Raw genomic sequence first — 15,808 nt, 5'->3', positions numbered from 1 at the left:
AATTTGTGTTGGAGGGAGATCGGCAAATTCTTCTTGTTTGACAACCTCGATAATTTCTTTTTTTTTCTTCCTCAGACAACTTATTTTTTGGAACAGGTCTTTTCGCAAAGGGACGCTGATCGACCTTAACCTCACCATCTGCGACCCAGCGCTCGTAGGTTCGTACACTAATATAAAGTTCCTCACAAGCCTTCGCTAACCGCGCACCGTTTTGATTGGCTTCTTGGATGAGTTCTACAGCTAATGCGCTATTTGATGGGCTAATCATTCTTCCTCGTCGTCCCCCCAAATCGCTTGGGCCTTTTTTCTGAGTAATAATAACGCCGCAGCTTCCGCTAATGCTTTCTCCTTCTTTTGAAGATCTTTTTCTAACTGTTTTGCCCGTTTCTGTTCTTCCTTTAACGCACCAGATAATTGCTTTGATTGATCATAGACTTGTCCGTTTGCCTGGAGACAAACGGATCGCCATGATTCAATCTGTTCACGGTACAATCCTTTTTTACGACAGTATTCAGCCAGTTCCGTTTCGTTCATCGCAAAGGTCTCCATTACGATTAAAAACTTATCTTGACTGGTCCATTTGTCACTTGTTTGTCCATTTCCAGGCGTTGGCACACCAGCTTCTCGTGCAGCCTTACGCCACTTGTACAACGTTGGTTCTGTGATGCCTTCTTCCTTCGAGATAGTAGCCACTGATTCGTTATGTGGTGGCATCATTCGTTTAACGATTGCTTCTTTTTGTTCCTTTGAATAACGCACTCCATTTTTTTCTTTCATATCGATCGACCTCCGTGTTATTTACTTAAACTATAACACTAAAGTATCCTATGACATCTATCCTAACAGAGGGGGCAATGCAAAAGATATATCTAAATTCATAGGTAATATTTTAAATGAATACTGTTCCTTTTCATTTTTATCTCTTAAGTAATCCCTTGATGAAAGTAGAACTATTTCCTTATCTTTAAATCTACTTTTTATCTCATTAACAGTAGTAAATGTCATAGCTTGTGCACCCTTATTAAATAACTCTCCACCAGTTATTAACACATATTTCCCCATCATTTCCTCCTAAATGTTTATCTATTTTTACAAGCGTATTTGCTTTATATTTTTTGAAACAATTTTTACTTTTAAAGTATTTTAGAGTATAAGAAGTAACTTGTTCTAAACTAATTCCTATTCTGTATGATTAATTCGGTCTTGTTTTTTACTACTGAATTACTTGGAATGGATTTGTATATTAGACAGTTAGCACCTATGACAACATTATCTCCAATTTCTACATTCGCAAGTATTACTGTATTACTCCCAATCCAACAATTTCTACCTATTCTTATTTCTCCAACTCTCATTCCTTGCTTGGAAATAGGTGTTTCTCTGTCCGCATAAACATGATTATGATCGTACATCTTTACATTTTCACCAAATAAACAATGATCATCAATCATAATTTTCCCTCTGCAATTAATTGAACAGTCGTTATTAAAAAAAACATTATTTCCAATAGATAATTTCCCACCATTAACATTTGGACTAAATCTGTTTCGAATAGTAACATTTTTTCCTATTGTAACGTTAGATTCAAATACTTTTAATAAAAATAATTTAAATTTACTTTTTACCTTGAGTTTTATTTTTCTTATTAATAACAATTGATAATCACCCTATATAGATGTATATTTTTTTAAAGGTTGTCTGCAACTATAAAGACTTTGAAAATTGCCATGACTTAGTGCCATCAGGATAGCCAAAATTAACAGGCGCCTGCAATCAGCTAGTGATACCAGATTATCACTTTACACAGAGCCTCAAGGGCATAGATTCCCAAGCTAAAAGCCAGCATTCATGAGGCTAGCTTAACCAACAGGGCTATTATGACAGCCTCCCCATTTATAAAGAGCACGTCTAGTTTGTTAACGTATACTAGGTAGTTCTTGGTTATAGTAGAGGTAGCACTTTATATAGATGTATTCAGTGTCTTACATCTTCCTTGATAAGAATACAGATTTATATACATTGAAGCACAGTATTAACTTATAGTTTTTCTAGCTGTAAAAATAATTTTAATCATTGTCAAAAAGTATCTAAAGTCCAAAACCATTAACATCATAAAACTAGAAATATATTTAAATGTTATATCCCATTTTTTTTCAACAATAGCATATGCAAAGATTCTTGCTCCTGAACGACATTTTAATTTAAGTGAAACATCACTTTTTCCACTAATATAGTTTTGATTAAACTTCAGATTACCACGTAAACGTTTTAAAGTATTTAATGATATTCTATCATTATTTGAAACTCTATATCTTACTAAGCAGTCGTCAATGTAATCAACCTTATAATTCTTAGTAATCCTTACGTAAAGATCTAAATCTTGTCTAGATTCTAAATTTTCATCCAAACCGTTAACTTCTATTAGTACATCCCTTCGAATTACTACTGCACTAAACCCTCCTAAATAATTCTTATATAGTAAATCATAATAAATCTCGCCCTTCTTAATTGGATAATACCTTTTTATCTCTTTTCGACTTTCAAAATTGTAACTAATATAACCACTATACAAGATAGCTATTTGATCGTCTAAACAACGTATACTGTTATAAAATAAATCTAGTTTATTTGGCAAAAAGCAGTCATCATCGTCTAAGAACGCTATCCATTTACCTTTCGCATATTTAATTCCAGTATTTCTAGCACCTCCCCACCTTGGTTTAGTTTATTCTTGTATAATTTAATCCTGTCATCTTTAAAACTCTTAACTATTTTCTCTACTTCATTATTTGAATTATCGTCATCTATAATTATTACTTCGTAATTGTTATACGTTTGATTTAATATACTCTCTACCGCTGCCTTTAATAGTCTAGGTCTTTTATAGGTTGGGACCACAACACTAAAAAAAGGAGTATTTTCCAATTTCAAAACCTCCATTTCTTCAAATATTTCGCTTTTTTTTAAACTACTTAATTTCTCTAGGCCACATTTTCCTTTTTAAAGACAATTGATACCCAACTAAAATCGCAAAGAATACATGTATATATAAGACAGAATAACTAGGTGCCGCTAAGTCTGAAAGCAATAAGGATATAGTTAAAGTATACATAAATGGTTTAATGTATTTTGGTAGCTTAAAGATATTATAAATGAATATAATATAAAAAATATAAAACATAATTAACCCTATAATTCCTAAGGATGACAGTAGCTCAATAAAATTATTATGTGAATATAGACCAGTTCCACTAACAAATGAATAGTTACCAGTACCCCAGCCTAAGATAGGCTTTTCCTTAAATAAATTTATCCCAATCTCTACTAAAGATTCTCTAGTTGAATCCAATGACTGACCGTTAAGAAAATTTGTAACTGATTGTTCTAATCTATATCCGATAATCCCATATAGTTCAGGAACATTAATAATAAGGTAACTTAAAATAAAACTTACAATAGATGCAATGCCTAATGTACTAAATGTTTTTCTTAGGTTTTTCGAATTAAGAACCCCATAAACAAAAAGACTTATCAATCCAATAACAAATGAACGTCTAGAGCCTAGAAATAATATAGAGGTCAGAAAAAGAAGAATAGAAATTATATAAAAGATTTTAACTTTACCTTTTTTAATAGAAAATAAGAATAAACATAAAATTGTGCTTAATGTGAACTTCATTGATATAGTATTTACTTGTAGTCCTAAAATATGTGCTCTCTTATTGGCAACCATTTCCCAAAAAGGGTAATCCATCAATATTCTTAATAACATTATTAAGTTTGAAACAATAATTACGTTTAATACCGCAAACACTTTCTGTTCATTATCCACCCACATGCTTAATAATGAACAAATAATTATAATTTGAATAACCTTAATTGAATCCTGTAGTGCTAATTCTGTGCTTTGTGCCCAAAAAACTGAGGATAAACATAGTAAGGCGAATAAAAAACCCCAAATGACATAAAAATTCAAATTTATTCCAGATCCAAGAAGTTTTTGTATAAGTAAAACTAATATGAATAATAATGGAGATAATAACATTAATATAGTGTCGCCAGGGAATGCAAATATAGCAAGCATTAGAATTATAATCACCACAAATGAAGTTTTTTCTGAGAAAGAAGATTTATTATTTAATTTTAACTTCATTAAAATCCTCCAATGTATAACCCTAAATATTAATTTTTAGCTACTGTCTCATAAAAGTTAATATTTCTTATGGTCTAATTTAATTTGTTACCTAAATCATCTTTTAAAAGCTAAACCAAAATAATTAATTAGCATTCAACTTTAATTTTTATTGAAACATCAAAACAAGGAAAAATTTTAATTGAAACGATGGTTTATATATCTAAACTCAATAATAGAAGTCAATTCTTTTCACAAAGTTCATTTTTTATGAGTCACTAATAAATTTCAGAGGGACACATAAACAGGGCTAGTTATTTAACTGTTTTAATAATAATGTCCTGCAGATCATTTACATATTTTTCCATAAGGAATTTGTTTTCTATTGTTTTTCTTCCTTCAATCCCCATTTGACGTAATTTGGTCTTATCAATAAGCATATATTCAAGAGCTTCCGATAAAGCATTTACATCTCCTGGTTTTATAAGCATACCATTTGCTTTATGTTCAATGATTTCCCCTGTACCGGCAACATCAGTTGCAATCACTGGGCAACTGCAAGCTAATGACTCTAGTACAGTTCTGGGTAAACCTTCACTATATGATGGAAGAACTATTAAATCTAATTCTTTCATAATACTTAAAACATCTTGTCTCCAACCTAGAAAATAAACGTAATCCATCAAATTATTTTCAGTAATTATTTCTTTTATTTCTTCCAAATATCTAATTTCCGAATCATTTAATATATCACCAATAATTAAAAAATCGAGTTTTATCAAGAACTAAACTTTTATTCTTTTGTAATTGAACAATAGAATTTATTAAATCTTTTTGGCCTTTTCTTGGTTGAATCGAAGCGATAATTCCAACTAAATTCATATCAAATTCAATAGAGTACTGCTTTTTTAATGAATTATCTGAAACAACTTGGTCAACAGAATCTAAATCAATTCCTGTATAAACTGTTCTAAATTTATTTTTTGAATTCCATATATATTGAGCATTAAAAATCTTTTTTACATTATCAGCAATAACAACAATTTTATTAGCTATATTTGCTCCTATATGATTAAAAATCCCAAGCCTTTTATCAATTCTTACATACCATAACACAGGAATCCCCGATAACTTTGCTGCTAAACCACATGTTAAGATTGAGCGAATATCATTACAATAAACCAAGTCAATATCTCTATTTTTTTTAAAATACTTTATATAATTTTTTATATATTTACCTATGCCTAATAGCATTTTAAACTTCTTATTTATGCCACCTTTTCTTAATTCCGAGCCAGTTCTATTTAATTCCTCTGGATAATTCACTATCTCAACAGTAATGTTTCTATTCTCTAGTTCTTCAGTAAATATACCTATCGGGGGTTAATACAACTATTTCCAACAATTCTTTATCAGCATTAATTAAAAAATTATATAAAGATTGTTGTGCGCCATAAAAGATATTATAACCTGATTCACAAAATACAACTTTTTTTCTCATCATCTCTACTCCTTGATAAATAACCAATGGTTATTATTTAACATCTACTACGTATAAAGCCCTTTTCCCTTCATGGACTGAATCAAAGCATATACTAGTTGTTTTTCTATTCCACCTTGGATGTAAATCACACCTGAAATCATTATCATATTTAAAAGGTGCAAAAACAGTAGCTAACATTTTCACTTCACCATTTTTTATAATGTAGACTTTTGCTTTCCTCGCCCTATCAGGATAGGTATCTGTAACAACCATACTTCCATCTGGAGAATAACTTGGGTGCCCATCTGAAGATAATTCAGGCCATTTTCTTTGGTATTCTTTAGATTTATCTTTCATAAGGTAATAACCATTTCCAGTAGAAGTTTTATGGGCATAAGCTACAATTTCTGAATCGTTCTTCCAAAAACAATGCGAGGTCATATTATCATCATTTAAATTGTACATCTCTGTCCCATCGGAATTAGCTGTGACCAATCTAGTATATTTTCTAGTACCTTCAAACCATCTATGAAGTATCATAAAACGACTTCCAGAAGGATTTATCATTATATGGTTAACTTTATGCTCTGCTTCCTTCATTTCTAATCTTGTTTCAAATTGCGCAAAATCAGTATATTTCAGTAAAGGTTTTACTTCACCGGTTCCAAGTTCTATTTTCCAAATACAAGGCATATCTGGACACTTCTCATCACTAGTAGTCTCGATTAGATTTGAATATCCATAACCTTTGCGGAGCCTGTGAAGACGTGAAAAATCGAGTGTAAGAGCAAACTTACCATCCTGTGAAACACTATAAACAGGCATGTCTATTACTCTCTCTTCATTTGTTCTTATATTTAGAATTACTGAACAATATTCCCCGTTTCTAAAGTCGTTAAAAATGATTCTTTCAGAAAAATCTGGTCCAAGCCATTGCAGCATGCATCCCTGTTGTACATTCCAAGTTCTTGTATGTCCAATTACTTTAAAGGAATTATTATCTTGAGTATCGAATAAAACGATCTCTGCAGATTCTTTGGGAGCTACAGATTTATTTGTTTTTTTTACTCTTAAACACAGCATATATCTATCTGAAGCATCCCAAGGCGATTTATCGTAATATCCAAAAAAATACTCCATTCCATCTTGTGGTGAAATTCTCTTTATATCCCCTTCAAACTTAACTTTAGAAGAGATTGCATACATAGAATATTGATATATCCTTTTAATTACCCTTTTAGCTACTGGTATTCTGTTTAAGAACATATTAATTTTATTTTCAATATTCATAGTTCCCAGTTCCCACTCTCTCATTTAATATGTGTTTTTCTAAGGAATGTATTTGATAACCATTCAAGAAACCATAGCGGGGCTAGAAAAACGATTATTTGACTTGTTGTTACCACAATCAAGTCAAACAAGCTTGAATATCCCAATTTCCAAAAGTTATATATCATGCTTATATAACTTTTGCATTTCTCCCAACTTTTCCTTCTCTTAAGGTTATCTTCATTGGCACGAAATAGTACCAAAGCTTTACCAATATTTGCAGCAATATACCCACTATTCAACATACGAACAAACAAATCCAGATCCTGATTTCGTCTATATTTACCATAACCACCACAACATAAAACTTCAGATTTTTTATACATAACAGTTGGGTGATTAAATGGATTCCTTCTTCTTGAAAACTTCAGTATATCTTTATGGCTTGTTGGCACGACTCTCGAAGAAACAATATCATTAGGGTCTTCGTAAAACTCATCAATGATTGCGCCAACTATACTTAAATTGCTATTATTAATAAATTCTTGAACTTGCAATTCACATCTTTCTCTAACAGAGATATCATCCGCATCCATTCTTGCGACTAGTTCATTTCTGCACTGTTTCAAGCCCTCATTTAGTGCACTTCCTAAGCCTACATTATTATTTAAAGGAACTATAGTAAACATATTAGGGTAAAATAATTCATATTCTTTAATCACTTCATTAAGTTCATCGGTAAGCTTACCATCCTTAACAATTACAATCTGATTAGGAGGTAAAGTCTGATTTATCATGCTCTCTATACTTGTTCTGAAGTAGGTTGGATTTTCTTTATGATAAACTGACATTAATACACTGTAGTCTTTTTCAAGCATTAGTCACTACACTCCATATTTTCCGTCAATTGAATTGACTCTATAAATTTATTTACGTTGTACTCCTTTTTATACTCAGACATCCTCTTTTCATAGATTAAGTCACCGAATACCTTATTAAGTGTTCGAGTTTTTAGCAATCTTAAGAATGGATTAAACAGCCTAGTCATCAAAACCTTCTTTCCATGAACTTCAGCAATCGTCCTGACCATCTCACTTGTACTCACATACTCACTATTTTGAGGAAAAAACATTCCACTATTACAATCATCAATTAATACCTTTACAAACTCAGATAAATTATCTATATATATCATACTACGCTTATTATTTATCTCGGGAAATATTGGTACTTTTAATGCAAGGTTTGCTAGCCTTGGATAATTACCTTTACAGCCCTTTCCATATATCATCGGGGGGCGTAAAATTGCAACATTAAATTTTTCATCATTTAAAGGTTTTATCATTTCCTCAGCCTGCATCTTAGACTTCCCATAATGACTTTTAGGATTAAGTCGAGAATTTGCGTCAATCATACCACTATCAATCCCATAGACACTCATAGAACTCAAAAATACAAACTGTTTAACGCCAGCATTTTTTGCCTTTTGAGCAACTTCGAAAGCCAAGTCACGGTTCACCTTATAATAAAGATCTGCATTTTTCTTTGTTTCCTTTATATGTGCTATCCAGCCACATGAGACACAACATCATACTCTGAGAAGTCTTTTTCCTTCCACGATTCGTTTCTTAAACTAATCGAATCTATTGAATATCTATCGGAATGGTTTCCAAGCCATTTCTCTAAGTTCATACCCACATAGCTATTTTTACCTGTTATCAGTATCTTTTTCATTTGGAAGTACTCTCCTTACTACTCGCGATTTCTTTCTTCGCTGTAGTTCCAGTCCCACCTTCAACAACACCGTCACTTTTAACAACACTAACTATGGTCCCGAAGAAGCACTTTACATCCATCCAGAGGCTAATCTTCTCAACGTACTCCCCATCCAACTTCGCTTTCACTTCAATAGGAAGCTCATCTCTACCATTAATCTGTGCCCAACCTGTCAATCCAGGAGGCACATCATTAGCACCATATTTATCCCGTTCAGCAATCAGATCATACTGATTCCATAGTGCTGGTCTTGGCCCAATAATACTCATCTGTCCCACAAAAATATTCCAAATCTGCGGAAGCTCATCAAGTGAGGTCTTTCTCAGGAATTTACCCATCCTTGTGATATACTGTTCTGGATTACCTAATAAGTGAGTAGGAGTGTCCTTCGGTGTATCTATTCTCATGGTACGGAATTTCAATATATTAAAATGGGTCTTGTTGCTTCCTACACGTTTTTGCTTAAATAAGACGGGACCTCTTGAATCCACCTTAATAGCAATTATTAGAATTAAAAAAATGGGTGATAAGACAATAAGTCCTATTAAAGAAAGAATAATATCTATCAATCTTTTAACCTTCATATACATCCAGCTACACTCCTTAAAAATTTGATCTTTAGTAGATTAGGACTTAATTAGAATCTGTTATTCTTCCATTCCAAACAACTACTAAACCACTAAAATTGTTATCTACTACTGATAGCCACCTCGTAATACCTATTCAATCTACCAAGCAAATACGAATTAGATATTTACTGTTTTAGCACTTCAAACCGAGTTTCTTCCTATTATATATACCATTCAATCAATCTATAAATCTCACTAAAAACACCTCAAACCCTTATCCCGAAAGGTTTCTAGCACTCAATCTAACTGCGATAGTCAGTTCCTTGATTTCATTCAATCTTTTTTCCATTTATAGGAATATGAAAAGCCCGTCAAATCAACGTTTTCAAAATTATAATTTCCATATTTTAGGTTAAAATTGACCCTTTTATCTTTTTCGATTGATCAAATAAGAGTATGCTCTTTAGATGAAATCAATATATTGTATTAAATGTGTGATTTAAAGCTAATTCCAATACTACATATTGTGATAATCTAGCTACGATAGTCAGTTCCCACTAAATACACAATCAAACGAACTTTTTCTGATTTCTTAGGAACACAGGAACAAATCCATAAAAAACGCTGTAGTATCAACGTTTCTAGCTGTTCCTATCTTTTTCGATAAGAACAAAAGCTATTAGTAAGTGCTTTAATCCTTGTCTAAACACTATACTCACGTCTCAATCCCCAATCAATTATCACCATTCAATAAACATTTAATTCCATTTTGTAACCTATCCATTTATGATTGAATGATGTTACCTACACCTTTTTCAAACACTTAAATGTACTTAAAAAGTGCCTCAAATCCTTGGTAAATCTATCATTCTATAACTATATCTTAATAGCGTTCTCCCTTCCTCAAGTCCATTCAATATTTTTCCATATTTTAGGTTACCAAAAACCCCGTCAAATCAACGTTTTCCAAAATCCAAATACCTGATTTTAGCCATTTTATCTTTATATACTAACAAAATGGTACTATGTTAAATAGATAATACCCATATATTGTATAATCCCGTGGATTTTCATTAATTTCAACACAATATGTTACGGTCATCTCTTAACCATTCTCCCTTCCCCTCCCCCACTCAATCCACCCTAAAAAAACGGACACCGCACCCCCACCATCATCCTCTCCCTCACACCCCTCACACCCACCAACCTCATTCTCAACAACATACTGAGAAAACACCAATTCCGAGTGCTCCACATCCTCCAAAACAAGCCACCTCTCATACCCACGCTCAACATGCATCACATTCACCCCACACACATCCTCCTCCGCCTTCTCAATTACCCCAATAAAAAGCGGAACCGCAATAGCTGCGATGATTCCGATCATAACCACGACGACAAGAATCTCAACCAATGTCAGTCCTTGCTCTCTTCTCATACTAACAAATAACTTTCGTGGAACTTTTGGAATCATCACATAGCCACCTTTCTTTTTTAGTAAAGCGTTTAAGGAGACAACACACACGTATCTGTCTTGAAGATCGTCCACTCATCCTAACTCCATTATCCCTCTTCCTTCTTGATCCAATTTGATCTTTTTATGAGAGACACGTAATCCATTTACAATTGTAAGCTGATTCTCTTTCCAATCTGAATAAGGAGGTTTAGTCATTTTTACTCCAACTGGCTGTCGATAAAGTCCAGGGCTTGGACTTTGAGTAAACAGTTTTGATTCTCGGTAGACCGTGTACACTTTGACTTCAGAAAACGCTGGTACATCTAGTAAGCCTCGTAGCATGTCAGCATGCAGGAGGCCTCCATCAAACTGTAATTTTGCTTTTTTCCAAGCCTTTTCTGTAACGGTCTTTTTGCATTCAAAGATATGCAAGATCCAGCCTTGGTCTGGATTTTCTTCAAAGACAATCCCATCTGGAGTATTTTTTGTCTTCAAATAAGAAAAGCCATTTCCTGATTTGATCACAAAGGAAATGGCCTTATACTTTAATTGAATGGTTAATTCCGCTTCGCCGCTTTTTTCTGTCTCCACAACTTTTACCGTTCCACCATCAGCGTAATCATAAAAGGTCGGTTCCAATTGTTCAAGATTCTTCATCATCATCACCTATTTGTAAGTCATATGTTTCCTCGTTCAAATCAAAAATGACTTGGTTAAACGTTTCAGCTGGAAATCCATTATCTGTTACCTCAAGCTCTTCAATGATGGTTTTGACCTCCGTTCGTTTAAACTGATAGGCACGCACATGAGAAGAGTTTAATACATCTTCTTCTACATATCCATAACGATCCATCAATTCTTGACGATTCGGATGTTTAGCTAACTTCATGACATTGTTTATTTGTTGAAAGAGAATATCACTATGAGTTGTTAACCATACCGGAATACCCCGATTCACTAATTTCACTAACGCAATGGCTAAAATCCGTTGAACACGAGGATGCAAATGAGCCTCCGCTTCTTCAAAAAATAACGACTTATACGTCGTTTTTGACTTTAAAAATAAAATCAAAGGAGATAGTTCCGTTACAAGAGATGATGTTAGATAAAGTGGCATCGGACGCTCTTGTTCATGAGGCTGATAATAAAACGTAGGAATGACACCATTTTGTTGTTTCATTTCCCCTTTTAAAATCTCCCTTTCGATAAATTCGCCGATATCCTCATATTTCGATTTCGTTGATTCATCAAGTTTCAGTAGCCCTTGCAGAAACCGGTATACTGGTAAGGTAAACTGAAGGCGCGGATCATCCTGTTTTTCATGAATGGCCATCTCCATCATATCCTGAACTAACGTTTTATAGGTCAGCATAAACCCAGTCCTTGAAGCAGGTAAATAGAGAGCCTCTCCTATGGCACGAGTATTCGAAGCTGTACTGTCACCTGTTGGATATAATGGTGAACTTAATTGATCCATTAACAGCTTCCATGTCACATATTTAGCTATTTTGTATCGTTCACTTGCTAAGTTCTGACTTCGTTCCGAATACGGAATGCGAATGTAATGTTTGCCACTTGAATAGCGAAACATCTCACCGTTACGTTTTTCTTCAAATTTGATTTCTAGTGGTTTGGTTCGTTTGAAATTCGTGATGGCCAGATACCCAATATCGAGACGACGTTGAAAAACTCGATTTGTCAATTCCTTCTTTTTCTGTTTTAAAAGATCGTTAAACCAGTCAACAAACACTTGAGCCTCTTCATTCGTAATCGATGTTTTCTTCCCCATAATGTGGACAAGGTACTGGTCCACTTCTTTGTACACTTTACTCGACGGTGGGTCGTTTGGAAATAACTTTCTAGCTTCAGTTAACACGCCCCAAAGCAATGTCATCACATAACTTTTGCCACTGTTATTGTCACCAACAAATAACATGAGCGGCGCAATTTCAACTGAACCACTTTTGATCTTGCCAAAATCACGAAATGATAACCTCCAAGATTGTTCCATACGACCACACCTCCTCATCTTCTTCTCATACCAGTATATACAAAACTCGCTAACATATACAGCAAACAAGAAAAATCAATGATAGATTGCTAGCTTACTTCACTGCCTTCAACGCCAACTCCCGCACCCGAAAATTCGCAATATCCAACAACTGCTCCCGTAACTCCTCACGACTCAACCCTTCAAACCGCTCCACCAGCTCATACGTCACATTAATATTCACCTCAGGCGTTTTCCCACGGTAAATCTTCGGATACACCTGCTCATTATGAACTTCATCTTCTCCTAGCAATTCCTCAAACATCTTCTCCCCAGGTCTCATTCCTGAGAATACGATCGGAATCTCCTCTTCTGTATATCCAGAAAGCTTAATCAAGTTACGAGCTAAATCGACAATCTTCACCGGCTCCCCCATATCAAGGACAAACACTTCGCCACCTTCAGCAAGTGCCCCCGCTTGAAGGACGAGTCTTGATGCTTCTGGAATCGTCATAAAGTACCGAACCATTTCCGGATGGGTGACTGTTAATGGCCCACCGTTTTGAATTTGTTGTTTAAATAGTGGAATCACACTCCCGCGGCTTCCAAGTACATTCCCAAATCGAACCGCGACGAATCTTGTCTCACTAATCATGTCCATATGCTGGACAACCATCTCCGCTATACGCTTCGTTGCTCCCATCACACTCGTTGGGTTTACGGCTTTATCTGTTGAGACCATAACGAACGTATTCACTTTTGCTTCACTTGACGCTTCGGCTACATTTCGTGTTCCGATCACATTGTTTTTCACCGCTTCTTCAGGGTTGCGCTCCATTAATGGAACATGTTTATGAGCTGCGGCATGGAAGACAACGTGTGGTTGTCTGTTAAACATGATCGAAAACATTTTCTCACGGTCTTGAACATCAGCTATTTCTGTGGAAATCGTCAAATCTGGTGCTGTTCGTTTTAGCTCCATTTCAATCGAGTAAATGCTGTTCTCTCCGTGACCGAGCATAACCAATTCTTTTGGTGCAAACATCGCAATTTGACGGCAAATTTCCGATCCGATCGAGCCGCCAGCACCTGTGACAAGAATCGTTTTTCCTTTAATGTATTGTTCAATTCCGTTAATATCAAGCTCAACGGGCTCACGTCCAAGCAAGTCTTCTACTTCGACATCACGGAACTGATTAACCGATACTTTTCCAGACATAATGTCTTCAATACGTGGAAGAATTTTTGTTTTTGCTTTTGTTTTGGAACATTCTTTAAAAATGACGTTTAACTCTTGTTTCGAAAGGGAAGGGATCGCTATAATGATATGTTCAATATTTAACTTTTCAACCGTTGCAACAATCGCTTCGACGCCACCGACAACCGGTAAGTCTAATAACTCAAGATGCTGCTTCGTCAGATCGTCGTCGATAAAAGCGACTGCCTGCATGTCTGATTCGTGACTTTGTTGAAGCTGCCTCGCAACCATCGTACCCGCAGCACCGGCACCGATGATGAGCGTGTTTTTCTGATTTTTTCTTGGTTGAATGTAATGGTCTCTATATAATCTCCAAGAAAAACGCGATCCCCCAATAAAGAGGATATGCATCATCCACGTGATCGCGAGCGTTCTTAACGAAATCGCTTGGAAGAACAAAAGCTGTACGGCTCCGGTTAACACTAAAGAGAATGTCACAGCTTTAAAGATTCCCATTAATTCTGAAATACTCGCATACTGCCATACTTTATGATAAAGCTTGTAGCGATTCGCAAAATAATGGTGACCAATTAACAACGTGACCGCACTCACAACCATCATCATCGTAAAAGGACTTGACTGAGGAATTAATAAGAAATTACTAATAAAAATCGCGGTTAACACGATGATCGAATCTACCATCATTAAGGATGCTACTCGTTTTCGATAAGACATATTTTTCCTTCTCCTTCCGAATGAAAACTAAATGAACGTTCTAAAGCACTAACCTATGACTCTTCTAAGAAGAATAATAGGTTAAGGCTTTAAAACCTTAACCTACTTTACCCTGCCTTATAGAACAGCTTTACTCTTGCGCAAAAGCTCTTCCATTTCTTTCAGTAATGGTTGACTAATCTCTTCATTTTGAAGAGCAAACTTCAATGTCGTCAAAACAAACCCTAACTTCTCCCCCACATCAAAACGCTCACCTTCAAAATCATACGCATACACATACTGTTGTTCATTTAAACGCGCAATCGCATCCGTTAATTGAATCTCCCCACCTGCACCGGTTTCTTGATTTTCTAATAAAGAGAAAATCTGCGGTGTTAACAAGTAACGACCCATGATCGCTAAGTTAGAAGGTGCGGTGCCTTGTGCTGGCTTTTCCACAAAGTTGCTAACTTGATACGTTCGCCCGTCTTGTGAGATTGGATCAACAATTCCGTAACGGTGTGTTTGATCATCCGGAACACTTTGAACACCAATGACCGATGTACCTGTTTGGTTATACACATCAATCAATTGCTTCGTACACGGCGTATCCGCTTGAACAATATCATCCCCAAGCAATACCGCAAACGGCTCATCGCCAATGAAGTTACGCGCACACCAAACGGCATGTCCAAGTCCCTTAGGCTCTTTTTGACGAATATAATGAATATCCACTTTCGAAGCCGCTTGTACTTTATCTAATAGCTCAAACTTCTCTTTTTCAATTAAATTTTGCTCTAATTCAAACGCATGATCAAAATGATCCTCAATCGCACGCTTTCCTTTACCTGTGACGATAATGATATCTTCAATCCCAGATTCAACCGCTTCTTCAATAATGTACTGAATCGTCGGTTTGTCGACGATAGGCAACATTTCTTTCGGCATCGCTTTTGTCGCCGGCAAGAACCTTGTCCCTAATCCGGCCGCCGGAATAATCGCCTTACGAACCTTTTTTTGCATAAAAAAACCCCCTATTTTGTAAAGTGTCTTTTACTAGCTATTATCATAAAAATTATTAATAGAAATATCGTTTTCCCTCTTAGTGAAATGAAGCGCAATGCAACGATCACAGCACATCCACCCAACCCATAAACGCCACAAAGACTGTGAAAAGCCTTAGATTCTTGTCATGGAATAACATTCTCCCTCTAAGTGGAA

Annotated in this window: 17 protein-coding genes and 2 pseudogenes; all 19 read right to left on the bottom strand. The window is 35.1% G+C overall.

Annotation, left to right across the window (positions count from 1 at the left end):
* Window positions 1-268 (bottom strand): annotated as a pseudogene (locus tag JCM9140_RS19590) (IS3 family transposase); the annotation flags it as partial.
* Window positions 265-777: a transposase gene (locus tag JCM9140_RS19585; protein ID WP_034750541.1), complete on the bottom strand. Its 513-nt coding sequence runs from the start codon at window positions 775-777 to the stop codon at window positions 265-267. The gene JCM9140_RS19585 and the pseudogene JCM9140_RS19590, both read right to left, overlap by 4 nt.
* Before the next feature lie 57 nt (window positions 778-834).
* On the bottom strand, window positions 835-1,062 hold the full coding sequence (locus JCM9140_RS19580; protein WP_034750538.1) for a hypothetical protein: 228 nt from the start codon (window positions 1,060-1,062) through the stop codon (window positions 835-837).
* Between the two features lie 110 nt (window positions 1,063-1,172).
* Window positions 1,173-1,655 (bottom strand): acyltransferase, encoded by a 483-nt coding sequence (locus JCM9140_RS19575; protein WP_052002395.1) that lies wholly within the window; start codon window positions 1,653-1,655, stop codon window positions 1,173-1,175.
* A 380-nt stretch (window positions 1,656-2,035) separates the two neighbouring features.
* A pseudogene (locus JCM9140_RS19570) lies at window positions 2,036-2,898 on the bottom strand (glycosyltransferase); the annotation flags it as partial.
* A gap of 70 nt (window positions 2,899-2,968) precedes the next feature.
* On the bottom strand, window positions 2,969-4,153 hold the full coding sequence (locus JCM9140_RS19560; RefSeq protein ID WP_034750530.1) for an O-antigen ligase family protein: 1,185 nt from the start codon (window positions 4,151-4,153) through the stop codon (window positions 2,969-2,971).
* Between the two features lie 293 nt (window positions 4,154-4,446).
* Window positions 4,447-4,914: a glycosyltransferase gene (locus JCM9140_RS19555; protein ID WP_034750527.1), complete on the bottom strand. Its 468-nt coding sequence runs from the start codon at window positions 4,912-4,914 to the stop codon at window positions 4,447-4,449.
* Window positions 4,883-5,458 (bottom strand): glycosyltransferase family protein, encoded by a 576-nt coding sequence (locus JCM9140_RS19550; RefSeq protein ID WP_156314932.1) that lies wholly within the window; start codon window positions 5,456-5,458, stop codon window positions 4,883-4,885. Before JCM9140_RS19550 ends, JCM9140_RS19555 begins: the two co-directional genes overlap by 32 nt.
* 34 nt (window positions 5,459-5,492) lie before the next feature.
* Window positions 5,493-5,633 (bottom strand): hypothetical protein, encoded by a 141-nt coding sequence (locus tag JCM9140_RS23970; protein ID WP_156314931.1) that lies wholly within the window; start codon window positions 5,631-5,633, stop codon window positions 5,493-5,495.
* A gap of 33 nt (window positions 5,634-5,666) precedes the next feature.
* On the bottom strand, window positions 5,667-6,905 hold the full coding sequence (locus tag JCM9140_RS19545; RefSeq protein WP_034750547.1) for a TolB-like translocation protein: 1,239 nt from the start codon (window positions 6,903-6,905) through the stop codon (window positions 5,667-5,669).
* A 20-nt stretch (window positions 6,906-6,925) separates the two neighbouring features.
* Window positions 6,926-7,762: a glycosyltransferase gene (locus tag JCM9140_RS19540; protein WP_034750522.1), complete on the bottom strand. Its 837-nt coding sequence runs from the start codon at window positions 7,760-7,762 to the stop codon at window positions 6,926-6,928.
* A complete protein-coding gene (locus tag JCM9140_RS19535) occupies window positions 7,762-8,403 on the bottom strand; it encodes an NAD-dependent epimerase/dehydratase family protein (RefSeq protein WP_369384468.1) in 642 nt (213 codons plus the stop codon). The genes JCM9140_RS19540 and JCM9140_RS19535 overlap by 1 nt, the downstream gene beginning before the upstream one ends.
* Window positions 8,404-8,447: 44 nt before the next feature.
* Entirely contained in the window at window positions 8,448-8,618 is a 171-nt protein-coding gene (locus tag JCM9140_RS25340) for a hypothetical protein (RefSeq protein ID WP_369384467.1), read from the bottom strand.
* Window positions 8,615-9,250, bottom strand: coding sequence for a sugar transferase (locus tag JCM9140_RS19530; protein ID WP_034750520.1), 636 nt, complete (start codon window positions 9,248-9,250; stop codon window positions 8,615-8,617). The genes JCM9140_RS25340 and JCM9140_RS19530 overlap by 4 nt, the downstream gene beginning before the upstream one ends.
* 1,084 nt (window positions 9,251-10,334) lie before the next feature.
* Window positions 10,335-10,778 (bottom strand): type IV pilin protein, encoded by a 444-nt coding sequence (locus JCM9140_RS19525; protein WP_034750517.1) that lies wholly within the window; start codon window positions 10,776-10,778, stop codon window positions 10,335-10,337.
* On the bottom strand, window positions 10,779-11,342 hold the full coding sequence (locus JCM9140_RS19520) for a hypothetical protein (RefSeq protein WP_034750515.1): 564 nt from the start codon (window positions 11,340-11,342) through the stop codon (window positions 10,779-10,781).
* Window positions 11,329-12,696 (bottom strand): AAA family ATPase, encoded by a 1,368-nt coding sequence (locus JCM9140_RS19515; RefSeq protein WP_034750512.1) that lies wholly within the window; start codon window positions 12,694-12,696, stop codon window positions 11,329-11,331. The genes JCM9140_RS19520 and JCM9140_RS19515 overlap by 14 nt, the downstream gene beginning before the upstream one ends.
* Window positions 12,697-12,790: 94 nt before the next feature.
* Window positions 12,791-14,608: a polysaccharide biosynthesis protein gene (locus JCM9140_RS19510; RefSeq protein ID WP_034750509.1), complete on the bottom strand. Its 1,818-nt coding sequence runs from the start codon at window positions 14,606-14,608 to the stop codon at window positions 12,791-12,793.
* A gap of 117 nt (window positions 14,609-14,725) precedes the next feature.
* Window positions 14,726-15,610: a UTP--glucose-1-phosphate uridylyltransferase GalU gene (galU, locus tag JCM9140_RS19505; protein ID WP_034750506.1), complete on the bottom strand. Its 885-nt coding sequence runs from the start codon at window positions 15,608-15,610 to the stop codon at window positions 14,726-14,728.
* Window positions 15,611-15,808 lie beyond the last annotated feature (198 nt).

Source organism: Halalkalibacter wakoensis JCM 9140 (genome assembly GCF_000513095.1).
Taxonomy (GTDB): Bacteria; Bacillota; Bacilli; order Bacillales; family Bacillaceae_D; genus Halalkalibacter; species Halalkalibacter wakoensis.
The sequence above is the reverse complement of the archived record's forward strand: the minus strand, read 5'-3'. Positions and strand labels throughout refer to the sequence as shown.

Excerpts from the sequence above, each read along its gene's own strand:
- JCM9140_RS19560 (WP_034750530.1), bottom strand. The coding sequence starts at position 4,153 with ATGAAGTTAAAATTAAATAATAAATCTTCTTTCTCAGAAAAAACTTCA.
- JCM9140_RS19515 (WP_034750512.1), bottom strand. The coding sequence starts at position 12,696 with ATGGAACAATCTTGGAGGTTATCATTTCGTGATTTTGGCAAGATCAAA.
- JCM9140_RS19585 (WP_034750541.1), bottom strand. The coding sequence starts at position 777 with ATGAAAGAAAAAAATGGAGTGCGTTATTCAAAGGAACAAAAAGAAGCA.
- JCM9140_RS19510 (WP_034750509.1), bottom strand. The coding sequence starts at position 14,608 with ATGTCTTATCGAAAACGAGTAGCATCCTTAATGATGGTAGATTCGATC.
- JCM9140_RS19520 (WP_034750515.1), bottom strand. The coding sequence starts at position 11,342 with ATGAAGAATCTTGAACAATTGGAACCGACCTTTTATGATTACGCTGAT.
- JCM9140_RS19530 (WP_034750520.1), bottom strand. The coding sequence starts at position 9,250 with ATGTATATGAAGGTTAAAAGATTGATAGATATTATTCTTTCTTTAATA.
- JCM9140_RS19540 (WP_034750522.1), bottom strand. The coding sequence starts at position 7,762 with ATGCTTGAAAAAGACTACAGTGTATTAATGTCAGTTTATCATAAAGAA.
- JCM9140_RS19545 (WP_034750547.1), bottom strand. The coding sequence starts at position 6,905 with ATGAATATTGAAAATAAAATTAATATGTTCTTAAACAGAATACCAGTA.
- galU (WP_034750506.1), bottom strand. The coding sequence starts at position 15,610 with ATGCAAAAAAAGGTTCGTAAGGCGATTATTCCGGCGGCCGGATTAGGG.
- JCM9140_RS23970 (WP_156314931.1), bottom strand. The coding sequence starts at position 5,633 with ATGAGAAAAAAAGTTGTATTTTGTGAATCAGGTTATAATATCTTTTAT.
- JCM9140_RS19580 (WP_034750538.1), bottom strand. The coding sequence starts at position 1,062 with ATGGGGAAATATGTGTTAATAACTGGTGGAGAGTTATTTAATAAGGGT.
- JCM9140_RS25340 (WP_369384467.1), bottom strand. The coding sequence starts at position 8,618 with ATGAAAAAGATACTGATAACAGGTAAAAATAGCTATGTGGGTATGAAC.